Here is a 16,969-nt window from a genome sequence, read left to right as displayed (position 1 = left end):
GAGGAAAATTTAATGAAATCTATGTTTGTCAATAAATCCGGTGAAACCTCAAAGAATCTCCGTAAACTTTTTATCCTATTCCTGATCTTTACCTTTCTCATTGCTGCAGGTTCTTTATTACTCAGACACTCTATCTTCCAAAAACTGGATACGTTAAGTGAGAAATTAAGGGGGCATTCACAGGCGCAGGAGATCAGTAATATTTTATTGGACCTGAATGGTGCGGAAAGTGATTTTCAACAGGCCATTTTGTATGGACAGAATGAAAAATTAGAAGACTATAAATCAAAGCTTAATAATACCTTTCTTCAGATTGAAGCCATTCTGAAGAAATACGACCTGGACAGTACCAGGAATTTGTCGGGGAGCAAGGAAAAAATAGGAAAATCTTTTGAAGAAAAATTGCTGATCTCCAATGAAGTCTTTGGATTGAAACATAATTTTGATTCCTTATTGCGGATTACCAATATTGAGAGCATTACCGGGAAAGCTTCAAATGATATCATCGAAAAATATCAATTGAAAAGTACGGTAAAGAGAAGCACGGGAAAAGCGGATACTTCGGTACGTGTGATCAAACCTCAGGCTAGCAAAAAAGGGCTTTTCAAGCGCTTACAGGATGCGATTGTGAACAAGCAGGAAAATGCACAATCCATTAAAGTCGTGACGGTCAACAGGGAAAAGCAAATTCGCGATTCGATTAGCCGTTCTGTGATTAAGAAGCAAAACAATTCGCAGGAGAATTTACTTAGAAAATTAAATGAAGAGAACGGGCGACTGGCGAAATCAAATCAGCAGCTCATCTCTGCCAATCTAAGCCTGGTTATTCAATTGCATCAGCTCGTTCAGGAATTGAAAGATATTCACCTCAACGATTGGGAAAAGACAAGAACTGAAATGCTGAATCAATATCAATCAGCCACCAAAGACATGAATAATTTCACAGGAATTGCAGTGTTAATGGTATTGATCTTTATTGTTTTACTGATTGTATATATCCGTAAAGCAGGAATGTCGGAGGATAATTATATCCGGGAAAATGAAAGAGCGGTTGCCCTTGCAGAACAGAAATCTGAAATGCTGGCGATCATGAGTCATGAAATCCGGAACCCGCTCACCACGATTACAGGGATTATCTATTTGCTGAACCGTACCCCACTTACAGATGACCAGAAAAAGAAACTGAACTCGATTAACTCATCGTCGAGCATGCTGATCAATACCGTAAATGATATTCTTGATGTCAGCAAGATTGACAATCAGCAGGAAGGCGCGCTGAATATTGTTTCTTTTCAGCCTTGTGTTGAAATCAAAGATACCATTGCCGCCATGAGCTTTACCGCAGAACGGAAACAGATCTCGCTGACTGCAGAGTTTACCGGAAACGAAGAGACAATGGTGAAAGGAGATCCCTTCCGTTTGAAACAAATCATGATCAACCTGCTGAATAATGCGGTGAAATATACAGATCAGGGTGGTGTAGTGGTTAAAGTAGATTTAAATAGCATAGATGAACATACCGAAAGTTTAAAGGTCAGTATCATTGATACGGGAATAGGCATTCCTAAAGAACAGCAGGGAAAGTTATTTACGAGGTATTACCAGGCGAACCGTTCCGCAGGTAAGCCGGGAACAGGATTGGGCTTATACATCTGCCGTCAGCTGATCGACATTCAGAATGGCCATATCAGCGTGGAAAGTGAAGCTGGAAAAGGATGCCATTTTAAATTTGATCTTCCTTATCAGAAAACGGAGTAATTTTCCGATGTTCATTTACGGACAAGAAATGTTCGCTTATGAACAATTCTGTAAGGTTTAAAATTCGAAGCTTTGTTTTGAGGACAATTTGAGTCTGTTTGTGTTTTGGCATTGGTTTGGTAAATAGGTGGTTAGGTGGTGTTTCGCCTGTTTATTCCTAAATTTAACCGACATGTTTAAGCTCAACCTGAAGATCGCTTTGAGAAACCTTTATAAAAATAAAGGCTACGCTTTTATCAATATCGCCGGCTTGTCTATCGGAATGGCGAGCTGTCTGCTGATCTTTGTATTTATCAGTTATCAGCTGAGTTTTGATCGTTTCTTTTCCAATAAGGATCGCATTTACCGGGTCATTACTTTATTGAATTACTCCGGAACCACAGAATATTCAGGTGGAATTCCATTAGCGCTTGTGCCAACCTTAAGGAACGAATTGCCACAGATTGAAAAGGTTGGGGCCATACAAAGGAGTGGTGGAATTATTAAGATCAATGATGATAGCGGAAAAGAAATCATAAAAATTGCGGAAGAGGTCTATTATGCTGAACCGGAGTTTTTTGAGATTTTTGATACCAGATGGATTACCGGTAAACCTGCTACTGCATTGTCGGCACCCAATACCGTTGTGCTCTCTAAAAAAACTGCTATTCAATATTTTGGAAGCTGGAAGAAGGCAGTTGGGAAAAACATTCGTTTTCAGAACAGACTGAATTTAAAGGTTACAGGAATTATAGAAGATGCGGCAGACAATAGTAGCTTTCCGCTAAAGATCGTATTAAGCTATCTGACCTATTCCGGTGGGAATTCCAAATGGAGCTCATTAAGAACAAATTCAAACGGATTCCTTTTATTGAAGAAAGGTGTCGATCCGAAGGCCTTTGATGTGGCTCTGGCTGAGTTTTCCAAAAAACATTACGCCGGTGTAGATATGACAGGAACAAGGGCACATTTGCTTCAGCCATTGCAGCAGATTCATTTTGACGGGCGCACACAAAATTTCAGGGATAAGGTAGTTGCTATGGAATCCATCTTTGGCCTGGGGATTATCGGCCTTTTCATATTGCTTACGGCCTGCATTAATTTTATCAATATGGCCACTGCTCAGTCGGTTGGAAGAGCTAAAGAAGTGGGTGTTCGCAAAGTGATGGGAAGCTCCAGGGATCAGTTGACCTGGCAATTCCTCAGCGAAACGATGCTGATCACCGCCATCGCCATGTTGCTGGCCTGTGTGCTAACGGAGTTGTTTTTACCTACAATTTCTAACCTGATGGGAGCTGAGATCAGTTTAAGTTTCTTTAGTCAGCCTGATGTGCTGCTTTTTGTGCCGGCATTACTGATTGTTGTTGCCTTTTTGGCCGGTTTTTATCCGGCAATGGTGATGTCTGGATTTAGTCCGGCCCTGGCGATAAAGAACAAAGGACTTTCCGGAACCGGAAGTTCAGGTCTTGAGCTGAGAAAGGTGCTGGTGGTTGCACAATTTGGAATAACAACCTTACTGATCATAGGAACCCTGGTGGTACTCCGGCAGATGAAATATATTCAGGAAAAGCCACTTGGTTTCAGGAGTAAGGCCATAGCGATGATAGATGTTCCTTCTGATAGTTTGAGCAGGTCAAAGTACCCCTTGCTGCAGCGCCGTTTATCCGCCATCTCGGGAGTTCAGCTCAGCAGCTTTTGTATGGCTGCTCCTTCTTCGGTCATTAACCACGATACTGACCTGTCTTACGACCATCGTCCTAAGGCTGATTTTACAGTGAACACCAAATTTGCCGACGAGAATTACGCTAAGGTATTTGACCTGAAGATGCTTGCCGGAAGGATGTTGTCAAAGAGTGATACCTTGAAAGAATATGTAGTGAACGAGACTTTATTGAAAAAACTGAACATTTCAAACCCTGCATCGGCCATAGGAAAACAGCTGACCGTAGATGGCAATGCGGCTCCTATTGTGGGCGTGATGAAAGATTTTATCAACGGATCTTTTCATGAAGCCGTATCGCCCATAGCCCTTTTTTCGCAAAAGCCACAGTACACGGCCCTGGCAGTTCGGCTGGAAACCAAATCTATGTTGAATACCATGAAATTAATTGAGAAAGAATGGAATGAAATCCTGCCGGATCATGTTTATGGCGCTACTTTTTTAAACGATGAAATCAACAATTATTATCAGACAGAGCAGCGCATGGGGCTCTTGTTTAAAATATGCTCCGGCCTCATCATATTCATTTCTTTTATTGGTTTATTTGGCCTGGTTTCTTTTATTGTTGCACAGCGTACAAAGGAAATTGCCATTCGTAAAGTCCTTGGTGCGGAGACGATCACACTGATCGGCTTGCTGAACAGCGCTTTTTTGAAAATGGTCTTGCTGGCAAATTTGCTGTCCTGGCCTTTGGCTTATATTTTCATTTCTAAGTGGTTATCTGGTTTTGTGTATCGTATCGAGCTGAGTGTCTGGCCATTTGCGTTTGCAATGTTGCTTTCTGTGTTAATTACATTTTTAACTGTCAGTTTAAGGTCTTATGGTGCCACCAGACGGAATCCTATAGCCGCATTAAAATATGAGTAATTTTTCTGATGCTTCTTATTCTATCGGGTAATTAGTAACTTTAGGTACATTTAAAACATGAGATATGAGATACATTTCGTTATTACTTCTTTTCACAGCGATTTCCTTTTCCGGGTTTTCCCAAACAAGCGATGCTATTATAGGAAAATGGATCAATTCTTCGGGTGAAGCGCACATAGACATTTCCAAAAAAGGAGATAAGTTTTTCGGTAAAATTGTATGGTTGAAAGCACCTAAAGATGAAAAAGGGCAGGCTAAACTGGATGTGAAAAATCCGGATGCAAGCTTAAAAACAAGACCAATTCTGGGCCTTGAAATGTTAAAGGACTTTGTTTACGATGACGGTAAATGGGTAGATGGAAAAATCTATGATCCAAAAACCGGAAAAACATACAGCTGTAATATGAACATTAAAGCCAATGGAGACTTAAATGTAAGAGGATATATTGGCATCTCATTGATAGGTAGATCTGACACCTGGAAAAGAGCTAAATAGATGAAGAGACTAATTTATTGTTTGCTATTCTTCCCGTTATTCGGTTTTGCACAAACTTACGACCTGATTCCATTGACCTCAGGAGCAAATACCAGTTTAAGGGGAATGAGTATTGTGTCTGATCAGGTGGCATGGGTGAGTGGAAGTAATGGTCATATCGGCAAAACAACAGACGGAGGTAAAACCTGGGACTGGATTAAGCCTGCAGGTTATGAGAAACTTGATTTCAGAGATATTGAAGCCTTTGATGCAGATAAAGCGGTTGCAGTGAATGCAGGTTCGCCTGCTTATATCCTGATGACCATCGATGGTGGTAAAACCTGGAAAGAGAGTTACAAAAATCTGGATACCGCCATATTTTTAGATGGAATGGATTTTTGGAATGATCAGCGTGGAATTGTCTTTGGTGATCCCATCAATAATAAAATGCAGCTTTTAAGAACGATTGACGGAGGTGCATCCTGGAATGATATTTCTGATAATTTACAGGCAAAAATGGGTGTCGGAGAAGCTGCTTTTGCTGCCAGCGGATCTACCATTCAGACCAAAGGAAATGGAAAGGTCTGGATTGCCACCGGAGGAAAGGTTTCTAATATCTATTACTCGAGTAATTTTGGTTCTACCTGGCAGATCTTTGAATGCCCGATTTTACAGGGAGAAAGCAGTACAGGGCCCTTTTCTATGTCTTTCTTTGATGAAGATAAAGGTGTGGTTGTTGGTGGAAATTACCTGAAAGATAAGGAGAATGAAAACAATGTTTTACTGACGAATAATGGAGGTAAAACATGGACCAAACCTGCAAAACCGGTAGATGGCTATCGTTCTGGTGTAACTTATATCAGCGAAAAGACCTTAATTGCTGCGGGAACTTCAGGAATAGATGTTTCTTCTGATGGGGGCAAATACTGGTATAACATCTCCGGAATGAATTTGAATGTCGTTCAGAAATCAAAAAAGGGCGATCTGATTCTGCTCGCCGGAAATAAAGGGCAGATTTATCAGCTGGTCATCACTGCAAAATAAGGCTATGTTAAGTAAAGTTCACCATATCGCAATTATTTGCAGAGACTATAATGTTTCAAAAGCCTTTTATACAGATGTTTTAGGCCTTAGGGTTATCAGAGAAGTTTATCGGGAAGAAAGGGCTTCCTATAAGCTGGACCTTGCCCTTAATGGCGAGTACATTATAGAACTTTTCTCTTTCCCGGATCCACCGGAACGTCCATCGAGGCCCGAAGCTGCCGGTTTAAGACACCTGGCTTTTCAGGTTGATGACCTGGACCTGGTAGTGGAGACTTTGCAGCAAAAGGAAGTGCTGGCAGAACCCATCCGGATTGACGAGTTTACCGGAAAGCGATTTACATTTATCAGTGATCCTGATCATTTACCAATAGAGTTCTATGAAAAATAATTTTTAGCAGATATATAATAAACCTGAGATTCAGGCGTCTATATATATGAGAGCGTTAATTTAGATGACGGGGATGTGGCTGGAAGCTGTATCCCCGTTTTTTTATGCCCAAAATAAAAGCCCGCCGCAAGGCAGGCTTTTGATGACGTCATGGGCGGATTCGAACCGCCGTTGAAGGTTTTGCAGACCCATACCTAACCACTCGGCCACATGACTATATGATGTATTCCATGATTTACAGCAGCAAATATATATAAAGTATACTAAATTAGTAGACTTTATTTTGATTTTCTTAGTCTGGTAAAAATGAAGGCGGATCTTTGTAAACTGAATGGATTGGTAATTAATAGGTTACAATTCAATCTACCTGGATGTAAGACTTTGTTTATGAGTTTGTTGTGTTTTGTTTGTAGTAGGTAAGTAGGCCCTTTGAATCTTGAAATCTGATGTTTTGATCCTTTTTGTAGTGGCTGTGTAGGCCCGGCAATATGTACATTTTTTTTTCGGCTGATATAGATTTGAGTAACCAAATATACTCATCCCCATGAAAAAAATTCTGATTTTAGCAGGCTGCGCCATGCTTTGTGCAGTCCTGTTCTCCTGTAAGAAGGAACTCCGGTCCAATTCCAATCCAGATCAAAATGAAACCACAACCGTCCGGGCAAATGAATCTGTCAGCATCTGGATGACCACGACAGACAAAAGTAAATTACTGCAATCCCAGAACAATGTCACCTTTGGGGCAGATGCAGGAACAAATCCAAATACGATTGTGGTTGAGGAAAACACAAGCTACCAGGGAATCGATGGTTTTGGCTTTACGCTGACTGGTGCAAGTGCCACTCTCATCAATGGCCTTGGCGCAGCACAAAGGAACAATTTACTGCAGGAACTATTTGCTACCTCCGGGAATAATATCGGAATCAGCTACCTGAGGATTACAATCGGGGCATCTGATCTCAGTGCCAGTCCTTTTACTTATAATGAGCTGGCTGCAGGACAAACGGACAACAACCTCAATAATTTTAGCATTGCTCCCGAAATGACTGACCTGGTTCCGGTATTAAAAAGTATCATTGCCATCAACCCTTCCATTAAAATTCTCGGAAGCCCCTGGACTGCTCCAAGGTGGATGAAAACCAATGGCAATTATGTTGGAGGAAGCCTGAATCCTGCATACTACGATGCCTATGCCAGGTATTTCGTTAAATACATTCTTGCCATGCGCGCCCAGGGAATTACCATCGATGCGATTACCCCTCAAAATGAACCCTTAAATCCCTACAATAACCCAAGTATGCTTATGCAGGCTTCAGAGCAGGCCACATTTATTAAGAACAATCTGGGACCACAGTTTAGTGCCAGTAACATCAGCACAAAGATCATTTCCTACGACCATAATGCAGATCGCCCGGATTATCCAATTGCCATTTTAAACGATGCGGCAGCAAGAAATTATGTAGATGGTTCTGCTTTTCATCTTTACGGTGGAAATATTAGCGCATTGACAGAAGTGCATAATGCCTATCCCAATAAAAATATCTATTTCACGGAGCAATGGGTGGGAGGGCCCAGTAATTTCGCTGGCGATTTGCAGTGGCATGTAAACACCCTGATTATCGGTGCAACCAGGAACTGGAGCCGCAACGTGCTGGAGTGGAATCTTGCCGCTGATCAAAATTATGGCCCACATACCAACGGCGGTTGCAGCACCTGCGAAGGAGCTTTAACGATTAACGGGAGCAACGTATCCAGAAATGTGTCTTATTACATCATTGCCCATGCCTCGAAGTTTGCCAGACCCGGAGCAACAAGAATTAGTTCTAACATTGCAGGCAGCTTCCAGAATGTCGCTTTTAAAAATGCAGATGGAACCAAGGTGCTGATTGTGTCCAACAGCGGAACTGGCAGTGGTACTTTTAAAGTGAAGTGGGCTGGCCAGTCTTTTAGCTATACTCTTCCCGCAGGAGCGGTCGCAACTTTCAAATGGTCGGGTAATGGTTCCGGAAACCCGGTAACTGCACCTATAGGCCAGGTGATTTCGCTTAAAGGAATCAACAACCAATTTGTGAGTTCCGGGAACGGAACATCTCCAATGTGGTGTAACAGGGCAAGTGCCGGCGATTGGGAGAAATTCACAGTAGTCGATGCAGGAGGAGGAAAAATTGCACTAAGAAGCATGAATAAATACGTTTCCTCAGAAAATGGGGCTGCGCCTTTAACCTGTAGCAGGGCTACAATCGAAGACTGGGAAAAATTCGACTGGGTTGTTAATGCAGATGGGAAAATATCCCTCCGTGGAAACAACGGCCTTTACGTTTCTTCTGAAAACGGTGCCAACGCAATGACTTGTACCAGGCCCTCAATTTCAGGATGGGAAGCATTTAGTCTAAACTAATCATAACCAAATCTAATCATCAAACCCTAAAACAATGAAAAAACTAAACCTCGTGATCTGCCTGCTGGCAGTTTCACAAATTCTTCCAGCCTGTAAAAAGGACCTTAAAACTGCCGGAGCAGAAAATGATCAACTTACTGCTCCAAGGGCCTTAACCTATCAGCAGGTCTGGTCGGATGAATTCGACGGAAATGCAGTGAACATGAATAACTGGAGCTTTGAAACCGGTGGCGGTGGATGGGGCAATAATGAAAAACAATTTTATCAGGCAGAAAATGCGACTGTTTCCGGTGGAAACCTCGTGATCACTGCGAGGAAACAAAGTGTTGGCGGCTTGCCTTATACCTCTGCACGTTTGATCAGCCGGGGAAAACGGGAATTTAAGTACGGACGGTTCGAGGCCCGCATTAAATTGCCCCAGGGGCAGGGACAGTGGCCTGCATTCTGGATGCTGGGTGCCAATATCGGAACCAATCCATGGCCTAAATGTGGTGAGATTGACATCATGGAAAATACCAATACTTCAAATACAGTATTGGGAACAATGCATTGGTTCAGTAACCAGTATACTTATTATGGAGGAAATACGACGACCACACCTACCAATTACCATGTGTACCGGGTAGACTGGACACCAGCCTCCATTACCTGGTTTGTAGACAATGTTCAGTTCCATGTTGCCAATATTGAAAACAACATCAATGGAACAGAAGAATTTCATGATCCCTTCTTTTTACTCTTTAACCTGGCTGTCGGAGGAAACCTGCCGGGTCAGAACATTGACGAAAGCCGGCTGCCTGCAAGCATGTATGTGGATTATGTAAAGGTATATCAGCTGACCGAAAGTTCTGCGAATCCGCCTATAGGTCAGACCATTTCCCTGAAAGGGATCAATAACCTGTTTGTGACCGGATTAAATGGAACAGGCCCGATGATTTGCGACCGGCCAACTTCACAAGACTGGGAGAAATTTACAGTGGTAGATGCCGGAGGGGGTAAAGTGGCTTTGAGAAGCATGAATAAATATGTTTCCTCTGAAAACGGAACAGCACCCATTACCTGTAGCAGAACAACGGTCAGTGATTGGGAAAAGTTCGATTGGATCGTCAATGCTGATGGAAAAATATCCCTTAGAGGTAACAATGGCCGTTATATCTCTTCTGAGAACGGTACCGCAGCGATGACCTGTAACAGAACGACCATCTCCGGATGGGAAGCCTTTAGTTTATAATGTCGGTCACCATGAAAAGATACCTGAGCTATGTGCTGCTGATGTTTTGCTGCTTTTCTGTCTATGGACAGTCAATGCAGGAACAGGGAAAAAGCTGGACTTTTGCTTTTTATGGTGACGACAGCTCCGAGAATTTTCAATGGTCAATTGCCGGAAACAGCAATGGACAAAATCCTGATGTTTTATCAGAAGTGATCTGGACGAAATTGAAGGGAGCGGGTGTGGGACTGGATGTAGATTTAAACATCTGGTCCCATATTTTCTTTAAAGGCAGTTACCACAAAGCTTTTATCCGAAGCGGAACTGCTACGGATCATGATTATGCAGCAGATAACCGAACTCAGCCTACATACGCTGCGTTTTTAAAGAGCAATGAGGGACATACTTCCCGTTATTCAATCGCTTTGGCCTATGAGCTCAAGCTCCATGAGCTGTTTACTGTGATGCCTTATGCCGGATATGCGAACAACAGGCAGGTACTCTCGCTGAAGAATTTTGAAGAAGATAAAGGAGGGAAGCAACTAAACAGCAGTTACCAGACCGATTGGAATGGTCCCCTTGCGGGTATCGATCTGCAGGTCGCAAGGCTGCGAAGAATTAGTTTGAATGCAGGATTCAGTTATCAGCAACTCCGTTATACCGGCCTTGCTGATTGGAACCTGATTGATGCCTTTAACCATCCACTGAGTTTCAAACATACTGCGAGAGGTTTTGAAAGTCAGGTCTTATTGCGCCTGAACTTCAACATCAACTCCTTCTGCGCTGTTTATTTAAGGGGGGAATACCGTTATGCTGAAACGGGAAAAGGAATCGATCAGCTCTTCCTGGCAGATGGGCAGGAACGGGAATCCCGCTTCAACGGAGCCCTGAGGAAAGTAAAGGGAATAGGAGCCGGTATTATTTTTAGCATCAGATAAGGCTTATTTCGCGTTTTGTTTTAAGATAGATTCCAGCAAAAAGCTCGATTCCTGCTCCGGATTAATCAGGTCCTGAAGCGAAACTTTATCTAACAGCTGATCTACAGTTAGCTGGATCATTTGCCATAAAGAACGAACGGAGCAGTCGATAGAATTGGTGCAGAGCTTTACTGCTCCAGGATATTCTTCACAAAAAGCTTTATTGAACAGGGCACCGCCAAGCACTTTCAACACCTTATTGATGTTGACCTGATCTGCAGGTTGCGCAAGTACATACCCTCCCTTGTATCCCGGGGTGCTATTGATGTATCCCGAGATGCGCAGCATTCTCGTTAGCTTAGCCACATAAGCAGTAGACAGGCCTTCTGCTTCGCTGAGGGCAGGAATGCTGATGCCTTCCCCGTTTTCATGCCTGGCGATGCGAAGGAGTACCCTTAATCCATATTCTTCCTGGGCTGTAATTTTCATCAGTATCTATTTTTTGTCTTATTTATTCCTCTTTACATCATTCCCAATTCCAGGCGGGCAGCCTCAGACATCATGTCCTTGTTCCATGGTGGTGTCCAGGTCACTTCTACAGATACTTCGTTTACGCCTTCAATTTGTCTTACTTTCTGTTCCACTTCAACCGGAATGTCCTGCGCGGCCGGGCAGCCCGGAGCGGTGAGGGTCATGACAATCTGTACGTTGTTAAACGGTGTCATCACTTCAGTTTCATAGATCAGCCCAAGTTCATATATGCTAACCGGTATTTCAGGGTCATATATCGTTTGCAGGCAGTCAATTACTTTTTGTTTTAATTCCTCTTTATCCATGATCTATTTCTTTTCTAATCCCTGAATGGTTTGGTAAGCCAAGGCATAATTTTTCATTTGTTTAATCATTGAAAGCAGTCCGTTGGAACGGGTTTGTGCCAGGTGGGTCATCATTCCGATTTCCCGGATAAAGTCCAGCTTAGCTTCCAGAATTTCTTCAGGGCGATGCCCGGACAATACTTTGATGAGCATGCTCACCAGACCTTTTACGATCACCGCATCGCTATCTGCTTTAAAAAATACCCTGCCATCTTCATGAGATGCGGCCAGCCAGACCGTAGACTGGCAACCCTTAATTTTATTGTCTGCTATCTTGTGTTCTTCTTCCAGTGCAGGGAGTTTCTTTCCCAGATCAATAATGTATTCATATTTATCTTCCCAGCTGTCGAACAGTGCGAAATCTTCTATAATCTCTTTCTCTATTTCAAGAATTGGTTGCTGACTCATCAGGATAACATTTTAATGGATTTGTGCATGCCTGCAATCAGGATATCTATTTCTTCTTTGGTATTGTAAAGTGCAAAGGAAGCCCTAACGGTTCCCGGGATGCCAAAACGTTTCATTAAGGGCTGTGTACAATGGTGTCCTGTCCTTACTGCAATCCCGAGGTTATCCAGCAAAATGCCGATGTCCTGAGGGTGAATGCCTTTGACGATGAAAGAAACCAAGCTTACCTTCTCTTTGGCTTTTCCAATGATACTCAAACCCGGAATACTTTCCAACTGTGCAGTTGCATATGCCAGCAGCTCGTTTTCATGTTTTCTGATGGTCGCTTTACCTATATTTTGAACGTAGTCCAATGCTGCTTTTAAAGCAATGGTATCGGCAATGTTTGGAGTACCTGCTTCATACTTATAGGGAAGGTCATTATAGGTCGTCTGTTCAAAAGTGACTTCCTTAATCATTTCTCCGCCACCATGGAATACCGGCATGCTTTCCAGCAATTCCTTTTTTCCGTAAAGTACACCAATCCCTGTAGGCGCATATACTTTATGGCCCGAAAAGGCAAAAAAGTCACAATCCAGAGCCTGAACATCAATGTCCAGGTGTACAGCAGATTGTGCACCGTCTACCAATACTTTTGCACCTATGGCATGTGCAGCATCAATCATTTCTTTTACGGGATTCACTGTTCCCAGGGCATTGGAAACCTGAACAATGGAAACCAGTTTGGTTTTTTCTGTCAGCAGGCTTTTGTAGTCCTCCATAGAGAGTTCCCCTTCTTCGCTCACCGGAATCACCTTTAATACCGCATTTTTCTCCTGACAAAGGATTTGCCATGGGACGATATTCGAATGGTGTTCCATTCCGGAGATCAGGATTTCATCACCCGCTTTAATGTGCTGACGACCCCAGGTATAGGCTACAAGATTGATTCCTTCCGTTGTTCCTCTGCTGAAGATAATTTCCTCAGCCGATGCTGCTCCAATAAACTCCTGTACTGCAAAACGCGTAGCCTCATAGGCCAAAGTTGCTTCTTCGGCGAGGGTATGGATGCCACGGTGAATGTTCGCGTTGTAGCGGCCATAATAATCACTCAGCGCATCAATCACGCATTGTGGCTTTTGGGAGGTCGCTGCATTGTCCAGGTAAACCAATGGTTTATCATTTACCGTTCTGCTGAGAATGGGAAACTGGGACCTGATCGCTTGCAGGTCTAAATCCAGGGATATGGAATCTATCTGTGTCATTTTATGATATAGATAAGTGTTCGTAAATCAGTTCTGCTACATGATTGCGTAAAGGCTCCGGTTTAATCTGTACCAGGATGTCAGCTGCATAAGCCTCCAATAATAATACCTCTGCCGCTTCCTTGGGAATTCCCCTTGCCCTTAGATAGAACAAAGCTTCTTCATCCAGCTGACCCACGGTACAGCCGTGCGAACATTTCACATCATCTGCAAAAATCTCGAGTTGCGGTTTGGTATTGATGGTCGCCTGATCGGATAAGATGATGTTTTTGTTGGATTGGTAGGCATTTGTCTTTTGTGCATCAGGTTGTACAATGATTCTTCCGCTGAAAACACCTGTTGAAGCATCACCTGCAATTCCTTTATAGAGCTGGTTACTAAAACAGTTTGGCTGTTTATTGTCTACTAAAGTATGGTTGTCCACATGGCTCTTCCCTTTTAGGAGGTAGAGTCCATAAAGATGGGTTTCATTGCCTGCTGCATCCAGTACCAGGTTCAGGTTGTTGCGAATGACGCCACCGTTCAGAGAAACCACTACCGTGTGTACGTGGCTTCTGCCAATCTGGTGAATATGCGTGCTGCCTACCTGACTGGCATTTAAGCCGTCGTGCTGGATTTTATAATATTCTACAAAAGCATTTTCTTTCACCACTACTTCCAGGACCTCATTGGTAAAGCTTTCTGATGTACCTAATGTGGTATAAGTTTCCGTTAGCTGTAATTTTGCATTTTCTTCTACAAAGATCAGGCTTCTTGGCTGGGAAAGGGTATTTTGTTGCCTTGCGTCCGAAATATGGTAGATATAGACCGGTTCTGTTAATTGCTGTCCTTTAGGGACCAGAAGGAACAGGCCGTCCTGTATAAAAGAGGTATTCAGTGCATGGATTCCGTCCTTCAGGTATTCACTGCTTTGTCCGAGGTGTGCTTTAACAAGCTGCTCGTATTTCCCTTTTGCAGCTTCTTCCAAAGCTAAGATGACCAGCTGGGATGCAGTAGAACGGATGGTCGACAGGGCCGGGATAAATCGTCCGTTTACAAAAACCAGTTCATTGGCCTGCTCATGGCCTGCTAAACGAATGGCATCTATATCCGAAAGCTGAATTGCAGGAGCTGTATTTGCAAACTGATATTCTTTGTCAAATAAACTGCTGATATTGGTGTATTTCCATTCTTCCAACTTGTACGTCGGTAAGCCTGATTTGTTAAAGGTATTGAAACCATCTGTCCTGAGTTCAGCGATGGCAGTTGCAGGACCGGAGTCCTGAAGTTGCTCAAACTGATCTTTAAAATAATTTACATTCGTCATTATCTTTCTGTTTTGATGATGATCTGCTTACAGACTGGCTGCTAAATCTGCTTCATCCGTAATAAAATCGTATCCTTTATCTTCCAGTTCCAATGCCAGTTCTTTCGTTCCGGATTTCACAATTTTTCCGTTGTAAAGGACATGCACAAAATCAGGTTGAATATAATCCAGCAGGCGTTGATAATGGGTGATGAGCAATATGGCACGATTTTCGTTTCTCAGCTTGTTAATCCCATTTGCCACGATGCGTAAAGCATCAATGTCCAGGCCTGAGTCTGTTTCATCAAGGATGGCCAGTTTAGGTTCCAGCATCGCCATCTGAAAAACTTCATTTCTTTTCTTTTCTCCACCAGAGAAACCTTCGTTGATGGAACGGCTAAGCAGGGACTGATCGATTTCCACTAAAGCCATCTTTTGCTTCATCATTTTTAAGAAGGCCACTGCATCCAGGAGTTCTTCACCCTGATACTTGCGTTTTTCATTTACGGCAGCCTTGATGAAATTGGTGGTACTTACTCCCGGGATTTCCACAGGATACTGAAAGGCAAGAAAGAGGCCTTCACGTGCCCTGTCTTCTGTAGAAAGCTCCAATAAGTCTTTTTCGAGGAAGGTTACTTCACCTTCAGTTACTTCATATTCTTCTCTTCCGGCAAGTACGGAGGCAAGGGTGCTTTTTCCGGAACCATTGGGTCCCATGATGGCATGAACTTCTCCCGCTTTAATTTCGAGATTAATTCCTTTCAGGATTTCCTTACCTTCAATATTTGCGTGTATATTTTTAATTGATAACATGTCTTGTAAATTTTTATGGGTACTTAAATTAACCTACACTGCCTTCCATACTGATGGCAAGTAGTTTTTGGGCCTCTATGGCAAACTCCATAGGCAACTGGTTCATCACTTCTTTGGCAAATCCATTGACAATCAGGGCTACGGCTGTTTCCGCGTCGATTCCCCGCTGTCTGCAATAGAACAATTGATCTTCTCCGATTTTGGAGGTCGTTGCTTCATGCTCTACGATGGCTGTCTTGTTTTTTACTTCTATATAAGGGAAGGTATGGGCACCGCATTTATCGCCCAGCAGAAGGGAGTCACATTGTGAATAATTTCTGGCGTTGGTAGCCCCTTTAGCCGCACGAACCAAACCCCGGTAACTGTTCTGACTTTGCCCGGCAGAGATGCCTTTGGAAACAATCCTGCTGCGGGTATTTTTCCCGAGGTGGATCATTTTCGTTCCGGTATCTGCCTGCTGGTGATGGTTGGTAAAAGCGACTGAATAAAATTCACCGATAGAATAATCCCCTTTAAGAATGACACTTGGGTATTTCCAGGTGATGGCCGATCCGGTTTCTACCTGTGTCCAGGAGATTTTAGAATGTTCACCCTGACACATGCCACGTTTGGTGACGAAATTATAAATTCCGCCATTCCCGTCCTTGTCACCAGGATACCAGTTCTGAACGGTAGAGTATTTGATCTCCGCCTTTTTCATCGCTACCAGTTCAACGACAGCCGCATGCAGCTGATTCTCGTCCCTCATTGGGGCCGTACATCCCTCCAGATAGCTGACATAACTTTCTTCTTCTGCAATGATCAGGGTCCGTTCAAACTGACCGGAGTTTTCTGCATTGATGCGGAAATACGTAGAAAGTTCCATTGGGCAGCGTACCCCTTTAGGGATATAGCAGAAGGATCCGTCGGTGAAAACTGCCGAATTTAAAGCCGCAAAGTAATTGTCGGTCATCGGAACTACCGAGCCGAGGTGTTTTTTTACCAGGTCCGGATGTTTTTGGATCGCCTCACTGATGGAGCAGAAAATAACGCCTATTTCAGAAAGCTGCTCTTTAAAAGAAGTGGCAATGGAAACGCTGTCCATTACAACGTCGACCGCAACACCAGTCAGCCTTTTTTGTTCATTTAATGAGATGCCCAGCTTCTCAAAAGTACGGAGCAATTCAGGATCTACCTCATCGAGGCTATTGAGCTGCTCTTTCTTTTTCGGCGCAGCATAATAAATGATATCCTGGTAATTGATAGGTGGGTATTTCACATTGGGCCATTTGGGTTCCTCCAGCTTCAGCCAGTGTGCATAAGCTTTCAGTCGCCAGTTCAGCATCCATTCCGGCTCGTTCTTCTTCTTTGAAATGAGCGTTACAACATCCTCATTTAGTCCTTTGGGAATAATATCCGTATCAATATCTGTAACAAAGCCGTACTTGTATTCATTTAGTGCGGTTTGCTCAAGCATATTTAAATCTTCATTCATGATATCGGTCTTTTAACTATTATAATCGCAATAATTTACCTGACAAAGGTACGGCTCTTTCACTATTTATACAAAATAGTATAAACAGTGAAATGTAAGATTTACAGATTATGG

General features: G+C 43.0%; 15 protein-coding genes and 1 tRNA gene. 8 read left to right on the top strand and 8 right to left on the bottom strand.

Annotated features, from left to right (window positions below; translation table 11 throughout):
* The first annotated feature begins 21 nt into the window (after positions 1 to 21).
* The 5 genes from DBR43_RS06310 to DBR43_RS06290 all read left to right on the top strand — a co-directional run bounded on the left by DBR43_RS06310 (position 22) and on the right by DBR43_RS06290 (position 6,231).
* Positions 22 to 1,758 carry a sensor histidine kinase gene (locus DBR43_RS06310; protein ID WP_158622447.1) on the top strand — a complete coding sequence of 579 codons (1,737 nt, stop codon included), beginning with the start codon at positions 22 to 24 and terminating at the stop codon, positions 1,756 to 1,758.
* Positions 1,759 to 1,930: 172 nt separating this feature from the next.
* Positions 1,931 to 4,324, top strand: a complete 2,394-nt coding sequence (locus tag DBR43_RS06305; protein ID WP_124578950.1) for an ABC transporter permease — start codon at positions 1,931 to 1,933, stop codon at positions 4,322 to 4,324.
* Positions 4,325 to 4,388: 64 nt separating this feature from the next.
* The gene (locus tag DBR43_RS06300; RefSeq protein ID WP_124578949.1) at positions 4,389 to 4,820 is read left to right on the top strand and encodes a DUF2147 domain-containing protein; all 432 of its coding nucleotides are present in this window, start codon (positions 4,389 to 4,391) and stop codon (positions 4,818 to 4,820) included.
* A complete protein-coding gene (locus DBR43_RS06295; RefSeq protein WP_124578947.1) occupies positions 4,821 to 5,843 on the top strand; it encodes a WD40/YVTN/BNR-like repeat-containing protein in 1,023 nt (340 codons plus the stop codon).
* Positions 5,844 to 5,847: 4 nt separating this feature from the next.
* Entirely contained in the window at positions 5,848 to 6,231 is a 384-nt protein-coding gene (locus DBR43_RS06290; RefSeq protein WP_124578945.1) for a VOC family protein, read from the top strand.
* 145 nt (positions 6,232 to 6,376) lie between these two features.
* Here DBR43_RS06290 and DBR43_RS06285 read toward each other — a convergent pair.
* Positions 6,377 to 6,447 (bottom strand) — tRNA-Cys (locus DBR43_RS06285).
* 328 nt (positions 6,448 to 6,775) lie between these two features.
* On the opposite strand from DBR43_RS06285, the gene DBR43_RS06280 reads away from it, so the two are divergent.
* From DBR43_RS06280 to DBR43_RS06270, 3 genes are read left to right on the top strand one after another with little or no spacing between them, the layout of a single operon-like run.
* Positions 6,776 to 8,629, top strand: coding sequence for a glycoside hydrolase family 30 beta sandwich domain-containing protein (locus DBR43_RS06280; protein WP_124578943.1), 1,854 nt, complete (start codon positions 6,776 to 6,778; stop codon positions 8,627 to 8,629).
* 34 nt (positions 8,630 to 8,663) lie between these two features.
* Complete coding sequence (locus DBR43_RS06275) at positions 8,664 to 9,860, top strand: family 16 glycosylhydrolase (RefSeq protein WP_124578941.1); 1,197 nt, start codon at positions 8,664 to 8,666, stop codon at positions 9,858 to 9,860.
* 11 nt (positions 9,861 to 9,871) lie between these two features.
* Positions 9,872 to 10,777: a hypothetical protein gene (locus DBR43_RS06270; protein ID WP_124578939.1), complete on the top strand. Its 906-nt coding sequence runs from the start codon at positions 9,872 to 9,874 to the stop codon at positions 10,775 to 10,777.
* Positions 10,778 to 10,780: 3 nt separating this feature from the next.
* Here the strand turns inward: DBR43_RS06270 and DBR43_RS06265 are convergent, their stop codons facing one another.
* Genes DBR43_RS06265 through sufB form a run of 7 tightly spaced genes read right to left on the bottom strand, consistent with a single transcriptional unit; the run spans position 10,781 to position 16,855 of the window.
* The gene (locus DBR43_RS06265) at positions 10,781 to 11,245 is read right to left on the bottom strand and encodes an RrF2 family transcriptional regulator (protein ID WP_124578937.1); all 465 of its coding nucleotides are present in this window, start codon (positions 11,243 to 11,245) and stop codon (positions 10,781 to 10,783) included.
* A 32-nt stretch (positions 11,246 to 11,277) separates the two neighbouring features.
* A complete protein-coding gene (locus DBR43_RS06260) occupies positions 11,278 to 11,592 on the bottom strand; it encodes an iron-sulfur cluster assembly protein (RefSeq protein ID WP_069380273.1) in 315 nt (104 codons plus the stop codon).
* Positions 11,593 to 11,595: 3 nt separating this feature from the next.
* The gene (locus DBR43_RS06255; RefSeq protein ID WP_124578935.1) at positions 11,596 to 12,039 is read right to left on the bottom strand and encodes a SufE family protein; all 444 of its coding nucleotides are present in this window, start codon (positions 12,037 to 12,039) and stop codon (positions 11,596 to 11,598) included.
* Positions 12,039 to 13,283 (bottom strand): cysteine desulfurase, encoded by a 1,245-nt coding sequence (locus tag DBR43_RS06250; protein WP_199756968.1) that lies wholly within the window; start codon positions 13,281 to 13,283, stop codon positions 12,039 to 12,041. Before DBR43_RS06250 ends, DBR43_RS06255 begins: the two co-directional genes overlap by 1 nt.
* Position 13,284: 1 nt before the next feature.
* A complete protein-coding gene (gene sufD, locus DBR43_RS06245; RefSeq protein WP_124578933.1) occupies positions 13,285 to 14,589 on the bottom strand; it encodes a Fe-S cluster assembly protein SufD in 1,305 nt (434 codons plus the stop codon).
* 27 nt (positions 14,590 to 14,616) lie between these two features.
* Complete coding sequence (gene sufC / locus DBR43_RS06240) at positions 14,617 to 15,381, bottom strand: Fe-S cluster assembly ATPase SufC (RefSeq protein ID WP_124578932.1); 765 nt, start codon at positions 15,379 to 15,381, stop codon at positions 14,617 to 14,619.
* 28 nt (positions 15,382 to 15,409) lie between these two features.
* A complete protein-coding gene (sufB, locus tag DBR43_RS06235) occupies positions 15,410 to 16,855 on the bottom strand; it encodes a Fe-S cluster assembly protein SufB (protein ID WP_124578930.1) in 1,446 nt (481 codons plus the stop codon).
* Between the last annotated feature and the right edge of the window lie 114 nt (positions 16,856 to 16,969).

The organism is Pedobacter sp. KBW06, from assembly GCF_003852525.1.
In the GTDB taxonomy this organism is placed as follows: domain Bacteria; phylum Bacteroidota; class Bacteroidia; order Sphingobacteriales; family Sphingobacteriaceae; genus Pedobacter.
This window is presented reverse-complemented; position numbering and strand designations above follow the sequence as displayed.